Source organism: Candidatus Krumholzibacteriota bacterium (genome assembly GCA_016932415.1).
GTDB lineage: Bacteria > Krumholzibacteriota > Krumholzibacteriia > Krumholzibacteriales > Krumholzibacteriaceae > Krumholzibacterium.
The window spans coordinates 30,630-44,714 of sequence record JAFGCX010000029.1 but is presented as its reverse complement, the minus strand read 5'-3'; the positions used below and the strand labels follow the sequence as shown (position 1 = coordinate 44,714).

Sequence of the window (14,085 nt, the reverse complement as noted above, 5' to 3'; positions counted from 1 at the left end):
GCCAATATCTCTCGCCGGAGCGCCAGTTACATCCTCATCTGCATGAGTTCCCTGTAGGCATCGATCAATTTGTTCCTTACGGCGATCATAAGATCGAAAGCGATCCTCGCTTCCTCTCCGGCTATCATTACGCTATGAGCTTCGACAGGCTGCCCGGATATCGCCGCGTTCGACATCGAAGCGCTCCTTGTTTGAAGCATGTCGGTTTCGCTCACCATGGTCTTCAGTATCCTGTCAAATCCTCCGCTCTGCCTCGGTGCCTCCTGTTGATAGGTCCTGCGGATCAGGGGATTGTCTACCGGTCTGATTTTCATGACAACTGCCTTTCAAACCCTGTTATATATCAATAGCGTTATTGAACATATCCTTTGCCGCCTGGATAGCGGTCACGTTCGCTTCATAAGCCCTGGTCGCCGTGATCATGTCGACCATTTCATCGATGACGTTGACGTTCGGCATCGATACGATCCCTTTCTCGTCGGCGTCGGGATGGCCGGGATCGTATTTCAGAGTCAGCGGAGTCGTCTCGTCCCTGGTGATCTCACCCTCGGGCCTGCGCGACGCATTCGCTGAAGACCTCTGATCGATTTCGATCCCGATCCTGCGGGCGAAAATATCATTAAAATTTCCAGCAGCGAGGCTTCCTCCGGCCGGCTTATCCTTCACAGCCGTTATCGTGACCTCTTTGCGCCTGTACGGACCGCCCTCTTCCGTTCTCGTCGTCTCGACGTTGGCCAGGTTCTCGGCGATGACATCGAGCCTCATCCTTTGTACCGACAACCCCGCCGAGCTAATGCTCAAAGTCCTGAATATTCCTGTTCCGATCATTTCAGAATCCTCCTGCTATTTATACTATCTCGTTTTTCCGGCTATAGCCGATCGCAGCATATCGATCGTGCTTTTAGTCATTTTCGCCACCATCTTGTACGCCAGAGTATTCTTGGCGATCTCCGTCATCTCGTTCTCCATATTTACGTCATTCGTCCCGTTGAAATATCCCGAGTCTGTATTCCTCACCTCTACCTGACTTCTCCCCGCCACCGGGATCGGGATCGAGCCTTCCGGCTCGCGAACCGGGGTCATCTTCAATCTGCGCGATACGGCGCTGTTGAGATTCTCCTCGAAGAGTACTTTTTTCGCCCTGAATCCGGGCGTCTGGACGTTGGCGATATTTTCCGCGATGACCCTCTGCCTCACGGAATAGGCGTCGAGGGCTCTCCTGAAATCAGCAAGTCCCGTCCTTGGAAGAATATTCTTACTTATCATGACTGTTCTCCTGATAATATCCCGCTGTACCTTCTGCAGGCGTATTCTGCCGATACTCCCGCGCCGTAATTGACCGCCGACCTGCACCCCTGGGAGCTGAAAAGGATCTCGTTCTCTCTCTCGACCGAGAGGATCTTCTCGACGAGCGATGAGAGTTCGTCGATGATCTCGGCCATATCGGCCGAGCTCCTGGTCGATGAAAGATATCCCTTTTTCTCGTCCTCTATGGCATTCTCGATAGAATCGATCTCTTCCATGATCCTGTTCTTGCGTCTGAGAATGGAGATTATCTCAGGCATGTCATGGCCTTCTTTAAGAGCTTCCCTGAGATCTCCGGCCAGATCGAGTATCGTCAGGTAGTGTTCTTTTTCCTTCTTATAGCTGCTGAGCAATCTTTCATCTTCGATCATCTGATAGAATCTCCTTGTAACGGACGAAAAAATCTTTCCAGAAACACGATCCGGCAGATGACGGGTCATCGAGACATATCTGCGAATATTGTTCTTGCGCCTTATCCCTGTCATTTTTCAGCATCGATATAGACGGTTCCCAGGCTCTGGCCCTCTCCGTAAGCTGGCCGCATCCATAGATCCTTATCTTCTCCAGGATATCCTCTGCGTCCTCGTATCTGCCTTGCAGGACGGAAGATGAAAAGAAGAGTTCGAGCAGATACTTGGCATCTTCAGCTTTCCAGTCCGTAGTCACAAATCTTTCGACCAGCGTTGAGCAGACTTCGTAAGCCTCGTTATACTCTCCTTTTCGGATCAGAAGCCTGATCCTCAGTATCTCCGATTGCCGGGGATCGAGAAACCTCGCCACTCTCGTAAAACGCCTGTGAAGCCACCTGATATCGGTTCCGCGCATATAGAGAAGCTCTATCGCCGAGAGGAGCTCGGCGGCGGCATTCTTCTTCGTCTCGGAATCCCAGAGTTCGACTTCGGCAAGTAGCTGTATTATCAGCGAAGTGTCGGCCAGTTCTATCCCGGTCTGGAGCAGTCCCCTGTTGTTTTCCATCCTGAATATCCCTTCATCGTCGTTTCTCCGGAGGACTTTCCACCAGTCCCGGGCATTTTCGTACATTCCGATCACAGTGTAGCACTGCGCTATCCGGCAGACCCTCTCGTCTCCCGGCGTTCCGCTGACAGTGTCGAGCGGCATATATATTCCCATAAGCGAATCGAGCGCCTGACACGACCTGTCAAAATCGTTCAGGAGGGTTGATCTCTCTTCACCGCTGCTGCTTTTGAAATAGTACTCCGACGCCTTTGTCACGAGAGCGGCTAGCGGCTCAACGGCGGCGTCGGAACGCGACGCCCTGGGCAGCAGCAGCAGAGAAAGTGTTATGATGACCGTGATCTTCAATTCGCGCCTTTCATAGTTACAGACACGCAGATGGAGCGCAACGAATGTGCCACGGCAGAATAAGGCTGGTAAGAGGGATATTTCTTCCCAGGGAGGGAAAAAATCGCCTTCACGAGGTATATATCGTTATATAGATAAGTGTTCAGTCCCGCCGCGGCGCGTAAAAATAAGGCAAAAAAAACCGGGCTTTCGCGGCATTTATCGGACCGGAGCCGTCATCGGTAAAAGCCTGGCCCGGATGGAAGAAAAACGGCCAGTGCGGCGCCCGCGTCGGGGAACCCGCCGACAGCCCCGGACGGCCGGTCGAAAGGGCGCGCCGATATTGTGTTAAGATTTACTGTTTTACGGTGATAAGGTAATTGTTATCGGAGGCCGGACCACCAGTTTATCTGTCGGTGATCCGTTTGAGGTGCTCGGCAAGCCTGGCGACAGTCTCTTCCTTTACTTCATCGCTGTCGTAATAACCATCGGCGAGTTTTGCCTTGATCTCGGCTATCTTCTCTTCACGGACTTCCGTGATACTGTCGAGCTTCATCCATGCTTTCGATATCAGCTTGCCGGTCTTTGAAAGATCGTTCGTAGAGATCGTCGATCTCTTCTTTTCGCTCGATTCCATGACTGGAGATTCCTTTGTGGCGTTCTTCTCCACTTCTTTCTTCCCCGTCATATCGTCGAGTTTGTTATACCTGATATTATTGATCTTCATTCCAACACTCCCCTTTTCAGGGTATTCAAAAGCCCTGTTTTCTGTCAACAGCTTTGTCTGGCGATTATCGAGTACCTTTCGGTCGCGTCTTCTTTCATTCTGATCGCTCCGATCTCTTTCGACACTCTCGCCTTCTGGAGCGATAACCTCGCCCGGATGACAGCATCACGCTCCCTGATCTCGGTAAGGATCTTGTAGAGGATCCTTTCATCGATCCCCGAGCCTCCGAGATCAATCAGCAATTTCCTGCGTTCATCCAGTACTTCAGAGAGCAATTTCAGGTCCATTTTCGCGAGATCCTCTTCTATCGACGAGGTGATCTCTCTTATTTTATCGATTAACAGCTTGCAATCATTAGTGTTAGCTGTTTGCATCTTTTTCCGTTTCCCTCTTCTTCAATCCCGCCCAACCCGATCTCAGGTTCTGGGCGACTGGAAGAATATTATCTATTCTTTCGGCAGATCTTTCCATATCGGCCATTATTATCTCCCTGTACATATGAAAGCATAACGACCTGATATTCTTTGCGATCTCGCTTCCGTCATCTTTCGTTGAATGGAGCAGATGATGGGCGATGTCACGAGCACTACTGCAATCTTTATGCGCGCTTTCTCCATTTTCCAGTTTTATTTTCGCCTGGTTGAGAAATCTGATCAATCCATCGTAGAGAAGCGTTATCAGTGAAAGCTGATCCGCCGTCTCGATATTGATTCGGCTGTAAGCCTGGGCCACGTTTACGGGAGGTCCCGCAGCTGGTTCAAGAGTTGTCACCATAAAGTCCTGGCCTTCCCTTCTACTTGTTTGTTCTGAACTTCATCAATCCCTGCAACTGGTCGATCATACCGGTCAGGAACGATTCCTGGGCCTGGAATTCGGCCAGCGCCGTCTCAAGGTTCACGAATTGAGTGAACAGAGCCCTTTCTTTCAGATCGATCGTCGCCTGAAGGATCTCGATCTGTTCCTTCATCGAGGTCTCGACATCCTCAAGAGCTGTTTTCTTTGTAGTCAGAGCGCCATATTCGACGTCAGTCAGATCGGTGATGTATTCCGTCAACCTGGTTGCGATTCCCTTAGAGACGGTGACCGTACCCTGCGCCTGGCCTTCTGCAGCCAGCTGTTGAGCCGATATCGTCACAAGCAGCCTCAGGCCGTCAGTATATTCATTCCCTGATTTTCCCGTAAGATACTGGCCCGTTCCCGTCGCCTCTTCTCCGTTTATCGTTCCGGCGACATCGGTCCCCCTTGTCTCGATGCCTGTCGTCATACCGATCGAGGAATAAATCGAATTTTCCTCGACGACGCTGAACCTGATCATTGAAGACGACCCGTACTGGGTCGATGTGAATTCGAAATGACCTGTTCCTCCACCGTCATCGACGTACTCGACGATAATCGTCGACGCGCCGAGAGAATCGTCGCTGTTGATGGCATTCTGGACCGCGGAAGCCAGTTCTTCACCTGAGGTGTAAGTCCCTGAAGCAACGGAGATATCCGATGTCTCCTTGCCGTCGAGAATGATCTTTATCCTGTTGTTCGATGAATCGATTACAAGAGGCGCCCCGGAGGTGGGCGTCGTCATCGTGTTCCCCGTCTGGAGGGCCCGCCTGGCGGCGGATGTGATGTTCACTTCATATCCGTCAGCGCCAGAGAGATATGTCGGCACTGTCTTCGACGATGAATTCATGAACTGGATATCGGCGTCGGTCGAGGTCCCGCTTGAAGTAAAGAGCTTTACAACCGCTTCGGGGTCCTCATTTATCGCCGCGCCGAGAATGGAACTGTCAAGGGTCAGAGTCCCGTCATCGTTCGTACTGACTCCGAGAGCGGTAAGGTTGTTAAGGCTCTGCGGCAATCCCTGGACGACATCGGTGACCTTCTGCCTGACCGCCTGATTGAGCCGGATAGCGAATACCTCGCCAAAAAGAGAACCTCCTTGACCGAGGTCCTCATCATATTTAAAGTTATTGTTAAACAGTCTGATCACTTCATTGAACCGGTTGATGAACTTGTCGACATTCTCGACCATCTGTGAAGAATCGACTCCGACATTTATCGTCACTGAACTTCCCGCCGAAGCCGATATCAGTTCCAGGCTGACCCCGTCAATAAGATCCGTCACTGTATTTGTCGCGCTCTGGATCATTATCGGCGTGCCCCCGCCTGTCGCGCTGCCGAGGGTGAATTGCGCGTTCACGGCAGCCTGTATCGTCGCTGATGTGACGTCGACGGAAAATGAATCCCCTTCAACGACAGTTCCCGCCGCCAGGGATATCTGCAACCCGCCGAAGACATCGATCTCCGTCCCGGCTGCGTAGGAAGCAGGGATAGTTATCGTCCCGGAATTACTTCCTCCATCGGTATATTCAAGTACTATGGTATCGCTTCCAATGGTCCCTCCACCGCCCGAAGCGACAGTGAAGGTGAAAGAAGCGTCGAGGTTGCCTGTGTAATTACCGAGCGCCGAGGCGACAGCGCTTCCTGTCCATGTCCCTTCGACCGCCGTTCCTACCGACCCCATCTGGAGCCCGGTTCCTCCGGTGAGGTCTTCATCTATGACGATCCTCTGCGAGGCGCCCGTGTCGTCTCCCGAAATTATCAGTTTATATGATGGATCATCGCCGCCGATATTCACAACGACAGCCTGCACGCCGGCGCCAGAGTCATTGATCGCCACGGCGACCTTCTCAAGCGTATTGTTGCTCGAGTCTATCGTGATCTCCACAGGTGAAGATGTCCCGTTTGTTATCGTTATCGTTCCGGTCCCAACGCTTACCGCTTCCTTGTCGCTGAAGATACCCGACCCGATCTGGTGGCGCTGCGCCAGCTGGGAGACGCTGAGAGTGTAGCTGCCCCTGACGGCGGAAGACCCGGCCTGCGCGGTAATAATATCCTCGTTCGTAGATAAGGCGCTGAAACTGAGGAACCTGTCACGCCTGTAAAGATCCCTCGAATCTATCTTCAGCGCTTCGAGGTTCGCTTCAAGGGTCTCGTACGCTCCCCTGAGTTCGAGGTTACGCGATATCCTCTCCTGAAGCGCGTAGATCGGCCTTCTTTCAAGATCGATCAGCTTGCTGATTATATCGGCCGTATCAAGGCCCGATACCAGTCCGCTTATTCCTCCCACACCAGCCATAATATTCGTTCTCCTTTCAAATATCAGATGCTCTTCCGTTACTTATCATTATCGGACAAGGCGGTGGCAACTTTACTTTTAACTTGATAAAAACGGAAAAAAGGGAAAATTTTTCCCGGGGAGGGAGTTTAACGCGGAATATTCAACCGGCTCAGGGTCCGGAGACGCGATCAGATACCGAAATTCGCCTGTAGATACTTGACTAGCCTGGCGATCCGGTCGAGTTCTTCCGGAGGAGGGATCTCGCGGACGATCTCCTTAGTCTCCGCGTCCTGCACCCTGACATAGTATTTGTTTGTACCTGGATGCTTCTTATACGCGAGTTCACGCGTTTCGACAGAATGCTTTTCACTGACGCTGTGATCGACCTGCTGGACAGTGCTCTTTTTTTCCCTGTTCTCCAGCCTGGTCCTGTCTATCGCTTTCTCGAGGGCGGGGTTGAGTTTCCTTACCTTCAATTCAAATTTTTTCGCCTCGATGGCGGCTTTCTGCCGGGACGCGCTGTCTGAACCTGCTCTTACGGAAGGATCATTATATTTTATTTCCATCATGGGGCTCCTCTCACCCCCGGCGAATCTCCCCGGCCGGGCTGGCCGGGGAGTTCACCTTGTCGCATCATTCAGATGCGTACTTCGCTCACAGCATTACTGAAGAAGCTGAAGTACGACCTGAGGGATCTGGTTCGCCTGCACAAGCATGGCTGTACCAGACTGGAGCAGGATCTGGTTCTTTGTCAACTCGGCCATCTCGCTGGCGAAATCGACGTCACGGATGATTGATTCAGCCGCGACGAGGTTCTCTTCAGCGATCGCCAGGTTGGCGGCTGAACTGACGAGGGTGTTCTTCTGAAACACACCGAGTTCTCCTCGTTTCGCGGAGACCTGCTGGATCGCCTGGTCGATGATTTCGATCGAATCCTGGGCTCCGGCAGCAGTCAATACGCTGAGTTCACCGAGGTTATTGAAGCTGTTCCCCGTTACGTTCGTTCCGAGGTTCGAAGCTGACAGAGCGTTCAGAGCGATCGTGACCGTCTGGTTCTTGTTAGCACCGACCTGGAAGACCAGCGAATTGTCTATCACGGTTACGGATCCAGCGGCACCGGCAGCATGAGCTGTCGATATTGCGAGACCGGCTGTCGCCAGCCCGGTGTCACCCGTGAGTACGAGGCCGTTTCCCGTGGCAGCGAGTCCGCCGATAGTACCGGCGATGTCGACACCGTCGTCAGTTATGACAGTCGTGCCTACGCCAGTACTTGTCGTAGCCGCGGCAACGTTCGAAACGACTGAAGCAGTCTCATTGGAACCATAGCCGTCAGTGGTGATCGTAAGAGCTCCGCCGACCACTGAAGCTGTCGCTCCAGTCGAAGAGTTGTACGTATTGATCTCCGTGACGACCTGGGCCTGGGACAGGCCAGCGGCGAGAGATATGCTTACGCCGTTGACTGTAAGCGTCTCGGTAGCGCCTAGGACTGCCGTCTGGCCGGTACCTGCCGTGGCGTGAGCCTGCGCGGCGGCGGTGGTGACTACTAGGGCATAGGTGCCTTCGGTAGTGTCTACCGTCGCGTCCATGAATGTGACTTCAGAATCAGTTACAGTACCTGACATACCACTCGAACCGTCGAGAAGTTTCTTGGTACCGAACTGAGCCTGGGCGGCGATCCTGTTGATCGTCGAGATTGCGTTGTCGATCTCGTCCTGGTCCGCTGAAAGCATAACAGAGTCGTTGGCGCCGGTGTTGGCAGCGTGGATGGTCAGCTCTCGGATATTGTTGAGCAGGTTATGAATCTCGTTCATTGCCCCCTCAGCAGTCTGAATCATCGCGGTAGCTGTCTCGGCGTTTTCGATCGCCTGCTGAATACCACTGATCTGTGCCCTCATATTCTGTGAAATCACGAGACCGGCGGGATCGTCAGCACCCCTGTTTACGCGAAGACCTGAACTCAAACGTTCCAGAGACTTGGCGACTACCGATTCGGTATTCCCCAGGTTTCTCAGAGCGTTGATCGAGCTAAGGTTGTGATTGATCCTGAAGCTCATAAAAGCTCCTCCTTCCATGGTTGGATCGTTAAACCCATCCCTCCTGACATCCATGTCACACAGAGGCCTGAAAATGACCTTCATTCCAGGTCCTGCGCTCAAGAGGGTTCTCTCTCTTGTCAAGTGCTTCGGCCGGTCTTGAGGAATACTTGAGAATATTTTTTATTGAATCGCGACAATGTGAAAAAACCGGGAAAGAGTCGATCCCGGCGAAAAGAATCCGGGCCTCCCTGGATATATCCGGAGAGGCCCGTCGTTATCTGCTGTCCTGGTAAGCCCGGCGAGCTGCCGCCGGTAGATTACTGCTGAAGCAGCTGCAATACTACCTGCGGTATCTGGTTCGCCTGGACGAGCATCGCCGTCCCCGACTGAAGGAGTATCTGGTTCTTTGTCAATTCAGCCATCTCCTGCGCGAAATCCGTATCACGGATCACCGATTCGGCGGCGACAAGATTCTCTTCGGCGATCGCCAGGTTGGCGCTGCTGCTTTCCAGAGTATTCTTCTGGAACACGCCGAGTTCCCCTCGCTTCTTCGATACCTGCTGGATAGCCTTGTCGATGATCTCGATGGAATCCTGCGCCTGATCGGACGAAAGCACCGATATCTCCGAAAGGCTCGCGAAAAGATTCCCGATCACTCCAGTCCCGATTCCACTTGTCGACATACGGTTCAGGGTTATCGTCACCGTCTGGTTCTTGTTGGCCCCGACCTGGAAGACGAGCGAATTGTTGCTTATCGTTATCGAACCGGCAGCTCCGACGGCGTGATCGGTCGAGATAGCGACTCCTTCAGTCGCGAGACCGGAATCGCCCGTCAGGACTTTGCCGAGCCCGGTAGCTGCGAGTCCGCCTATCGTACCGGCTATATCGACTCCGGCGTCGGTGACGACTGTAGTACCGACACCCGTGCTCGTCGTCGCCGCGGCGACATTCGACACGACGGAAGCATTCACGTTCGCTCCATACCCCTGAGACGTGATCGTAAGCGTTCCACCGACGACCGCCGCCGTGGCTCCCGTCGAGGAAGAATACGTGTTGATCTGATCAACGACCTGGTTCTGTGTCATTCCAGAGACGAGGGCGACGCTCACGCCATTGATCGTAAGCGTCTCGTTCACTCCAAGGACGGCTGTCTGAGCCGTACCGGCTGTCGCCTGGGCCTGTTCGGCCTGCGTCGTGATCACGATCGCGTACGTACCGGAGATCGACGCTTCGGTGGCGTCGTAGAAACTGACTGTCGCGTCAGTCGTCGTACCGATCACGCCGCTGGAACCGTCAAGAAGCTTTTTCACGCCGAACTGCGTCTGGTCGGCGATCCTGTCGATCGTTGCGATCGCGTTGTCGATCTCGTCCTGATCGGCTGCGAGCATGACCGCGTCGTTAGCGCCGGTGTTAGCTGCGTGGATCGCCAGTTCCCTGATACTGTTAAGGAGCGTATGTATCTCGTTCATCGCTCCCTCCGCGGTCTGGATCATCGCGGTGGCTGTCTCGGCGTTTTCAATAGCCTGCCTGACGCCCGAGAGCTGCGCTCTCATACTTTCCGAAATTACCAGGCCAGCGGGATCATCCGCTCCCCTGTTAACCCTGAGGCCTGAACTGAGCCTCTCGAGCGACCTGGACACTGAGAATTCCGTCTTGCTGAGGTTTCTAAGCGCGTTGATACTGCTGATGTTGTGACTTATTCTGAAACTCATATCAACCTCCTCCTTCCATGGATAATGGTTGAAAACTTTCTCCCCGGCTTCCTTGCCTACCGGTCGAAACCGATTCCCTGACAGCGGTTCCCGCCGGCTGGAGAACTCGATTGATTAATCGCGAATTGATTATTTTCGGACATGAGTCCGACAGATCATCTCTTCATCTGCTACTGCCTCCTGCCGTTAAGTCTTTTCCCGATAATCGACTTTAAAGCTTTACTGCCTTCTTCTCTCTGCAGGAGGGCGTCGCGGTTCGACCTGAGGATCTCATCGAAGATCTCCTGCCGGTGAACAGTGACATCTTTAGGTGCCTGGATACCCAATTTCACCTGATCGCCATCAATATTAAGAATGGTTACGACAATATCTGTCGATATGACGATCTTTTCCTGTATTTTTCTCGTAAGAACGAGCATGTCAGCTCCTAAGCCGTACACCCGACTTTTTCTTTATCCTGCATCTGTTCCGCTTCGATCTGCCTGAGCGGCGTGGCTGTAGAATATTTGCCCGGCTCCAGAGCGATCTGGCAGCCTACGTGTCTGGAAGCGTTCACTATGACCGGGCCGAGCAGATTTCCAGTCACACTGCTCCCGCTGTCCTTGATTGTGACGATCGTCATTACGACGACTTCATCTTCCTTTTCTATCCTGAGAATATCCTTCAGATCGGGATCGATGACGAACGTGTAATCACCGTCAAAGATCGTCGGTTCCGATACTATGAACCCCACATCGGGTTCATCGATCGACTGCAACCAGTGAAATACCGATTCATCGGCAAAATCCATAAGGACGAACCTCTTCAGTCCGTCAAAACCGATCATGCCCTGCTCGAGCGTGATGATATCCTTTTCATCGAATTCAAGTTCGTCAAAAAGGCTCGATTTGATCTTCATAGCCACTACCTTCCTTTCCGTGTCCTGCTACCTGTAATAATCCAACAAACTGAGACTATAGATGGATGATGCTGTCTGAAGCGCCGCTTCATAAGCGATCTGGGCCTCAGCGAGATCTGTAAGCACCTGCGTCAGGTCGATATCCTCCACTAAGGAGAGATTAGCGAGCAGGTTTATCCTCGTATCCATCAACTGGTTCTTGATCGACTCCACCTGTTTACCGCGAGCTCCGACTGTCGCTTCGACCTGAAGAACATGGTCGGTGACAGCCTGCAGTTGCCCGATTATCGAATCGAGCGCGTCCGGATCATCATCGATCAACGCATTTCTGAGATTTTCGAGTGATCCGAAAAGTGAATACGGCTCATTGAGCGATGACGTTCCGAGGATCCCGAGATCCGCCGCCGTGCTGCCGGTCCCTGTCTCCTCGACGAGGATCTCGTAATCCGAGATCATGACGATGCCGTTTCCCGATTCATTAATGCGTACTTCCAGTCCCGGCACCGAAAGTCTTATCCTGTCGAGAAGTTCGTCGACAGTGACCGGATATGAAGGTGAAGTAAAATCAACATCACGGGAGACGCCGTTGATCGTGACGGTGATCCCCGTCATCAGTATGTCCGTCAGGAGATCCACATTCTCCACAAGAGTGTCTCCGGTCAAAGCCGGATCGAGAGGCGCGCTCAACATCAACCCGCCACTGCTTGTCCCGGCAATACCAAGATCGGACGCGGTCGTGTAGTTGCCGATATTCTCAATGACCATCTCTCCGGTATGATTCGTATCGAACAGCGTCAGGCCATTATCCGGATTTATGCCGCAGATGATCCCGAGACCGCAGCCATTGATCTGATCGATCATATCCTGTACCGTCTCGCTCTCCGTAAGGTCTATATCGGCTGATACTCCGGCGCCGGTCGTAATTCTGAAGATCCCTTTTTCTATTCCAGTGCCTGAATTCAGGTCATCGAGGAGGTCCGTAGAGGCCAGTATCGTGTTCATGGCGGCCGAAGACAGCCTCTGTTCTTCTCCAAGCACAAGAAAGTCACTCCCCGGTATGGTCACGTCGATAAGCCTCGTGGGACCTACCCTCAGCTTCATCGAATTATCGTCTCCCCTGTACTGGATCGTCCCGTTTACATCGATAAACGGTTCCACATTTACCATGTGCCCGCTGAATATATATTTGTTATGGAATTTTGTGTTCAGAAGATCCTTTATATCGCTGATGATCCCGGCAACTTCGATAGCGCCGCTCGCCCTTACATTCTCGCCTGAATCGGCCGTCGAGGAACGCATCTCGAGCGCTATGGACTTGGCGCTGTCTATAAGGTTTTTTACCGACATAAGCGTCGAGTCGGTAACATCGATAAACATCTCGGCGTCAGTGGCGTTTGAAGTATAAATGTCGTTCTGCTTTATGAGCGAATCGAAAGTCATCGCCTTGCGCACTCCGGACGGGTCGTCAGATGGTTTCTGGAAATTTTTCATCGACCCCGCCTTAATATTCAACATGGAATACCGTTCAATGCTGTTGGCGATATTCCTCAGCGGGCCCTGGCTCAACATCTGAAATGATATTCGCATAATCCTTCTCTCTATTACATTTCCAGAATCGTGTCTATCAACTCGCCGATCGTCGTCATGATCCTTGCCGCGGCCTCGTATGACTGCTGGTACCTGGTGAGATTGACGAGTTCTTCATCAAGATTCACTCCGGTTATGCTTTCTTTGCGCATCTCGAGGTTCGAGAGGATCATATCCTCATTGCGCAGCATACTTTCCGAGTTGGCGCTGTGTATCCCTATCGCGGAGATTATCGTCTCGAATCTTTCGTTAAGAGTAAGTGGATCTGTATCGGATATGCATGTATTGGCCAGGGCGACTATATCGTTCGCCAGGGAGTTATCCCCGACAGTACCGTCATATGAACTTGCTATAAGATCGGAGTTCGCGATTATAGCTTCACTGACCCTGATCGTACTGGCATCCGTTCCGGAAAAGAAATCATATCCGCTTCCATACGGCGTCCATCCCATGTTGTGAAGATCATTCAGCCTGGTGATAAAGCTGGAGGCGAGATAGTCGAGAGCCTGCCTGGCATCCTGGAGATAACCGTCTCTTGATTCCAGAAGCCCCGTGATCTCGCCCTCGGATAATGTCACGTTGACATTCTGTCCTCTGAGCCGTACCTGCATTTTCGTTATCTCACCGGTATCGTCCATATAGGCTTCGAAAGGCAGCGTTTCAGACCGGTGTATGATATTGACCCCGCCCGCGAAAACATCGACTGAACCAAACTCGTCTTCCCTTATGTCTATCCGCACGATCTTCGATAACTGCTTAAGAAGCCTGTCCCGTTCGTCCCTGTAATCGCCTGAAGAATGCCCCGCTCCCTCTGTTTCCACGATCATCGTATTGAGTTCTGCGATCGACGCGATAAGATCGTTGGCCAGAGCGACGCCCTCCTCGATCTGCTGATCGATGTTTCCTCCAAGTTCGTCAAGTGACTGATCGATGGAATTGAACATCGAGCACATGGTCTTGGCTGATTCGAGTATGTCTATCCGCGCTGAACCGCTTTCCGGATGGGACGCGAGCGTATTCCACGAGACGAAAAAATCATCGATGCAGCTTGCCAGGCCATTATCGCTCGGCTCATTGAATACGACTTCCAGATGAGAGAGAGTCGAGCTCTTCATCTCCCACCCGCCCATCGACGCCGTCTCTTCCCGGATCTGCCTCGTAAAAAACTCGGCCGTACTGCGCCTGACCGTATTGACCGTCACTCCATTACCGAGGATCCCTTTCGCCGTCACCGTTGGAATATTCGACTGTAGCAGTACTTCCTGGCGGGAGTACCCCGGATTATTGATATTGGAGATATTATGGTTCGTCGTCTGCAATGAGAACTGCGACGTAAAGAGACTTCTTTTGTTCATTTCCAGCATACCGAAAAGCGTTACCATAATACTTTACTCCAGTAAGAC

16 protein-coding genes are annotated in these 14,085 nt (G+C 52.4%); all 16 read right to left on the bottom strand.

What is annotated here, in order from left to right; translation table 11 throughout:
• Positions 1-26: 26 nt before the first annotated feature.
• The 16 genes from fliE to flgK all read right to left on the bottom strand — a co-directional run bounded on the left by fliE (position 27) and on the right by flgK (position 14,064).
• Positions 27-314: a flagellar hook-basal body complex protein FliE gene (fliE, locus tag JW814_10280; protein ID MBN2071831.1), complete on the bottom strand. Its 288-nt coding sequence runs from the start codon at positions 312-314 to the stop codon at positions 27-29.
• 22 nt (positions 315-336) lie between these two features.
• The gene (gene flgC, locus JW814_10275) at positions 337-828 is read right to left on the bottom strand and encodes a flagellar basal body rod protein FlgC (GenBank protein ID MBN2071830.1); all 492 of its coding nucleotides are present in this window, start codon (positions 826-828) and stop codon (positions 337-339) included.
• A gap of 24 nt (positions 829-852) precedes the next feature.
• Complete coding sequence (gene flgB, locus JW814_10270; protein MBN2071829.1) at positions 853-1,266, bottom strand: flagellar basal body rod protein FlgB; 414 nt, start codon at positions 1,264-1,266, stop codon at positions 853-855.
• The gene (locus JW814_10265) at positions 1,263-1,676 is read right to left on the bottom strand and encodes a hypothetical protein (protein MBN2071828.1); all 414 of its coding nucleotides are present in this window, start codon (positions 1,674-1,676) and stop codon (positions 1,263-1,265) included. The genes flgB and JW814_10265 overlap by 4 nt, the downstream gene beginning before the upstream one ends.
• Positions 1,663-2,628: a hypothetical protein gene (locus JW814_10260; protein MBN2071827.1), complete on the bottom strand. Its 966-nt coding sequence runs from the start codon at positions 2,626-2,628 to the stop codon at positions 1,663-1,665. Before JW814_10260 ends, JW814_10265 begins: the two co-directional genes overlap by 14 nt.
• Positions 2,629-3,013: 385 nt before the next feature.
• Entirely contained in the window at positions 3,014-3,334 is a 321-nt protein-coding gene (locus JW814_10255; protein MBN2071826.1) for a flagellar biosynthesis anti-sigma factor FlgM, read from the bottom strand.
• Between the two features lie 44 nt (positions 3,335-3,378).
• Entirely contained in the window at positions 3,379-3,708 is a 330-nt protein-coding gene (locus tag JW814_10250) for a hypothetical protein (protein MBN2071825.1), read from the bottom strand.
• Positions 3,695-4,108, bottom strand: coding sequence for a flagellar export chaperone FliS (fliS, locus tag JW814_10245; protein MBN2071824.1), 414 nt, complete (start codon positions 4,106-4,108; stop codon positions 3,695-3,697). Before fliS ends, JW814_10250 begins: the two co-directional genes overlap by 14 nt.
• A gap of 19 nt (positions 4,109-4,127) precedes the next feature.
• Positions 4,128-6,467 (bottom strand): flagellar filament capping protein FliD, encoded by a 2,340-nt coding sequence (fliD, locus tag JW814_10240; protein ID MBN2071823.1) that lies wholly within the window; start codon positions 6,465-6,467, stop codon positions 4,128-4,130.
• A 170-nt stretch (positions 6,468-6,637) separates the two neighbouring features.
• A complete protein-coding gene (locus JW814_10235; GenBank protein MBN2071822.1) occupies positions 6,638-7,015 on the bottom strand; it encodes a flagellar protein FlaG in 378 nt (125 codons plus the stop codon).
• Positions 7,016-7,111: 96 nt separating this feature from the next.
• The gene (locus JW814_10230; protein ID MBN2071821.1) at positions 7,112-8,503 is read right to left on the bottom strand and encodes a flagellin; all 1,392 of its coding nucleotides are present in this window, start codon (positions 8,501-8,503) and stop codon (positions 7,112-7,114) included.
• A 299-nt stretch (positions 8,504-8,802) separates the two neighbouring features.
• Positions 8,803-10,197: a flagellin gene (locus tag JW814_10225; GenBank protein MBN2071820.1), complete on the bottom strand. Its 1,395-nt coding sequence runs from the start codon at positions 10,195-10,197 to the stop codon at positions 8,803-8,805.
• A 170-nt stretch (positions 10,198-10,367) separates the two neighbouring features.
• A complete protein-coding gene (csrA, locus tag JW814_10220) occupies positions 10,368-10,616 on the bottom strand; it encodes a carbon storage regulator CsrA (protein ID MBN2071819.1) in 249 nt (82 codons plus the stop codon).
• An 8-nt stretch (positions 10,617-10,624) separates the two neighbouring features.
• On the bottom strand, positions 10,625-11,095 hold the full coding sequence (locus tag JW814_10215; GenBank protein ID MBN2071818.1) for a flagellar assembly protein FliW: 471 nt from the start codon (positions 11,093-11,095) through the stop codon (positions 10,625-10,627).
• 27 nt (positions 11,096-11,122) lie between these two features.
• Positions 11,123-12,682 carry a hypothetical protein gene (locus tag JW814_10210; GenBank protein ID MBN2071817.1) on the bottom strand — a complete coding sequence of 520 codons (1,560 nt, stop codon included), beginning with the start codon at positions 12,680-12,682 and terminating at the stop codon, positions 11,123-11,125.
• A 14-nt stretch (positions 12,683-12,696) separates the two neighbouring features.
• Positions 12,697-14,064 (bottom strand): flagellar hook-associated protein FlgK, encoded by a 1,368-nt coding sequence (gene flgK / locus JW814_10205; protein MBN2071816.1) that lies wholly within the window; start codon positions 14,062-14,064, stop codon positions 12,697-12,699.
• Positions 14,065-14,085: the final 21 nt, after the last annotated feature.

Bases quoted from the DNA above. Each gene is read 5' to 3' on its own strand.
- JW814_10230 (MBN2071821.1), bottom strand. From the start codon at position 8,503: ATGAGCTTCAGGATCAATCACAACCTTAGCTCGATCAACGCTCTGAGA.
- flgK (MBN2071816.1), bottom strand. From the start codon at position 14,064: ATGGTAACGCTTTTCGGTATGCTGGAAATGAACAAAAGAAGTCTCTTT.
- fliE (MBN2071831.1), bottom strand. From the start codon at position 314: ATGAAAATCAGACCGGTAGACAATCCCCTGATCCGCAGGACCTATCAA.
- JW814_10225 (MBN2071820.1), bottom strand. From the start codon at position 10,197: ATGAGTTTCAGAATAAGTCACAACATCAGCAGTATCAACGCGCTTAGA.
- fliD (MBN2071823.1), bottom strand. From the start codon at position 6,467: ATGGCTGGTGTGGGAGGAATAAGCGGACTGGTATCGGGCCTTGATACG.
- JW814_10250 (MBN2071825.1), bottom strand. From the start codon at position 3,708: ATGCAAACAGCTAACACTAATGATTGCAAGCTGTTAATCGATAAAATA.
- JW814_10210 (MBN2071817.1), bottom strand. From the start codon at position 12,682: ATGCGAATATCATTTCAGATGTTGAGCCAGGGCCCGCTGAGGAATATC.
- flgB (MBN2071829.1), bottom strand. From the start codon at position 1,266: ATGATAAGTAAGAATATTCTTCCAAGGACGGGACTTGCTGATTTCAGG.
- flgC (MBN2071830.1), bottom strand. From the start codon at position 828: ATGATCGGAACAGGAATATTCAGGACTTTGAGCATTAGCTCGGCGGGG.
- csrA (MBN2071819.1), bottom strand. From the start codon at position 10,616: ATGCTCGTTCTTACGAGAAAAATACAGGAAAAGATCGTCATATCGACA.
- JW814_10215 (MBN2071818.1), bottom strand. From the start codon at position 11,095: ATGAAGATCAAATCGAGCCTTTTTGACGAACTTGAATTCGATGAAAAG.
- JW814_10265 (MBN2071828.1), bottom strand. From the start codon at position 1,676: ATGATCGAAGATGAAAGATTGCTCAGCAGCTATAAGAAGGAAAAAGAA.
- JW814_10255 (MBN2071826.1), bottom strand. From the start codon at position 3,334: ATGAAGATCAATAATATCAGGTATAACAAACTCGACGATATGACGGGG.
- JW814_10235 (MBN2071822.1), bottom strand. From the start codon at position 7,015: ATGGAAATAAAATATAATGATCCTTCCGTAAGAGCAGGTTCAGACAGC.
- fliS (MBN2071824.1), bottom strand. From the start codon at position 4,108: ATGGTGACAACTCTTGAACCAGCTGCGGGACCTCCCGTAAACGTGGCC.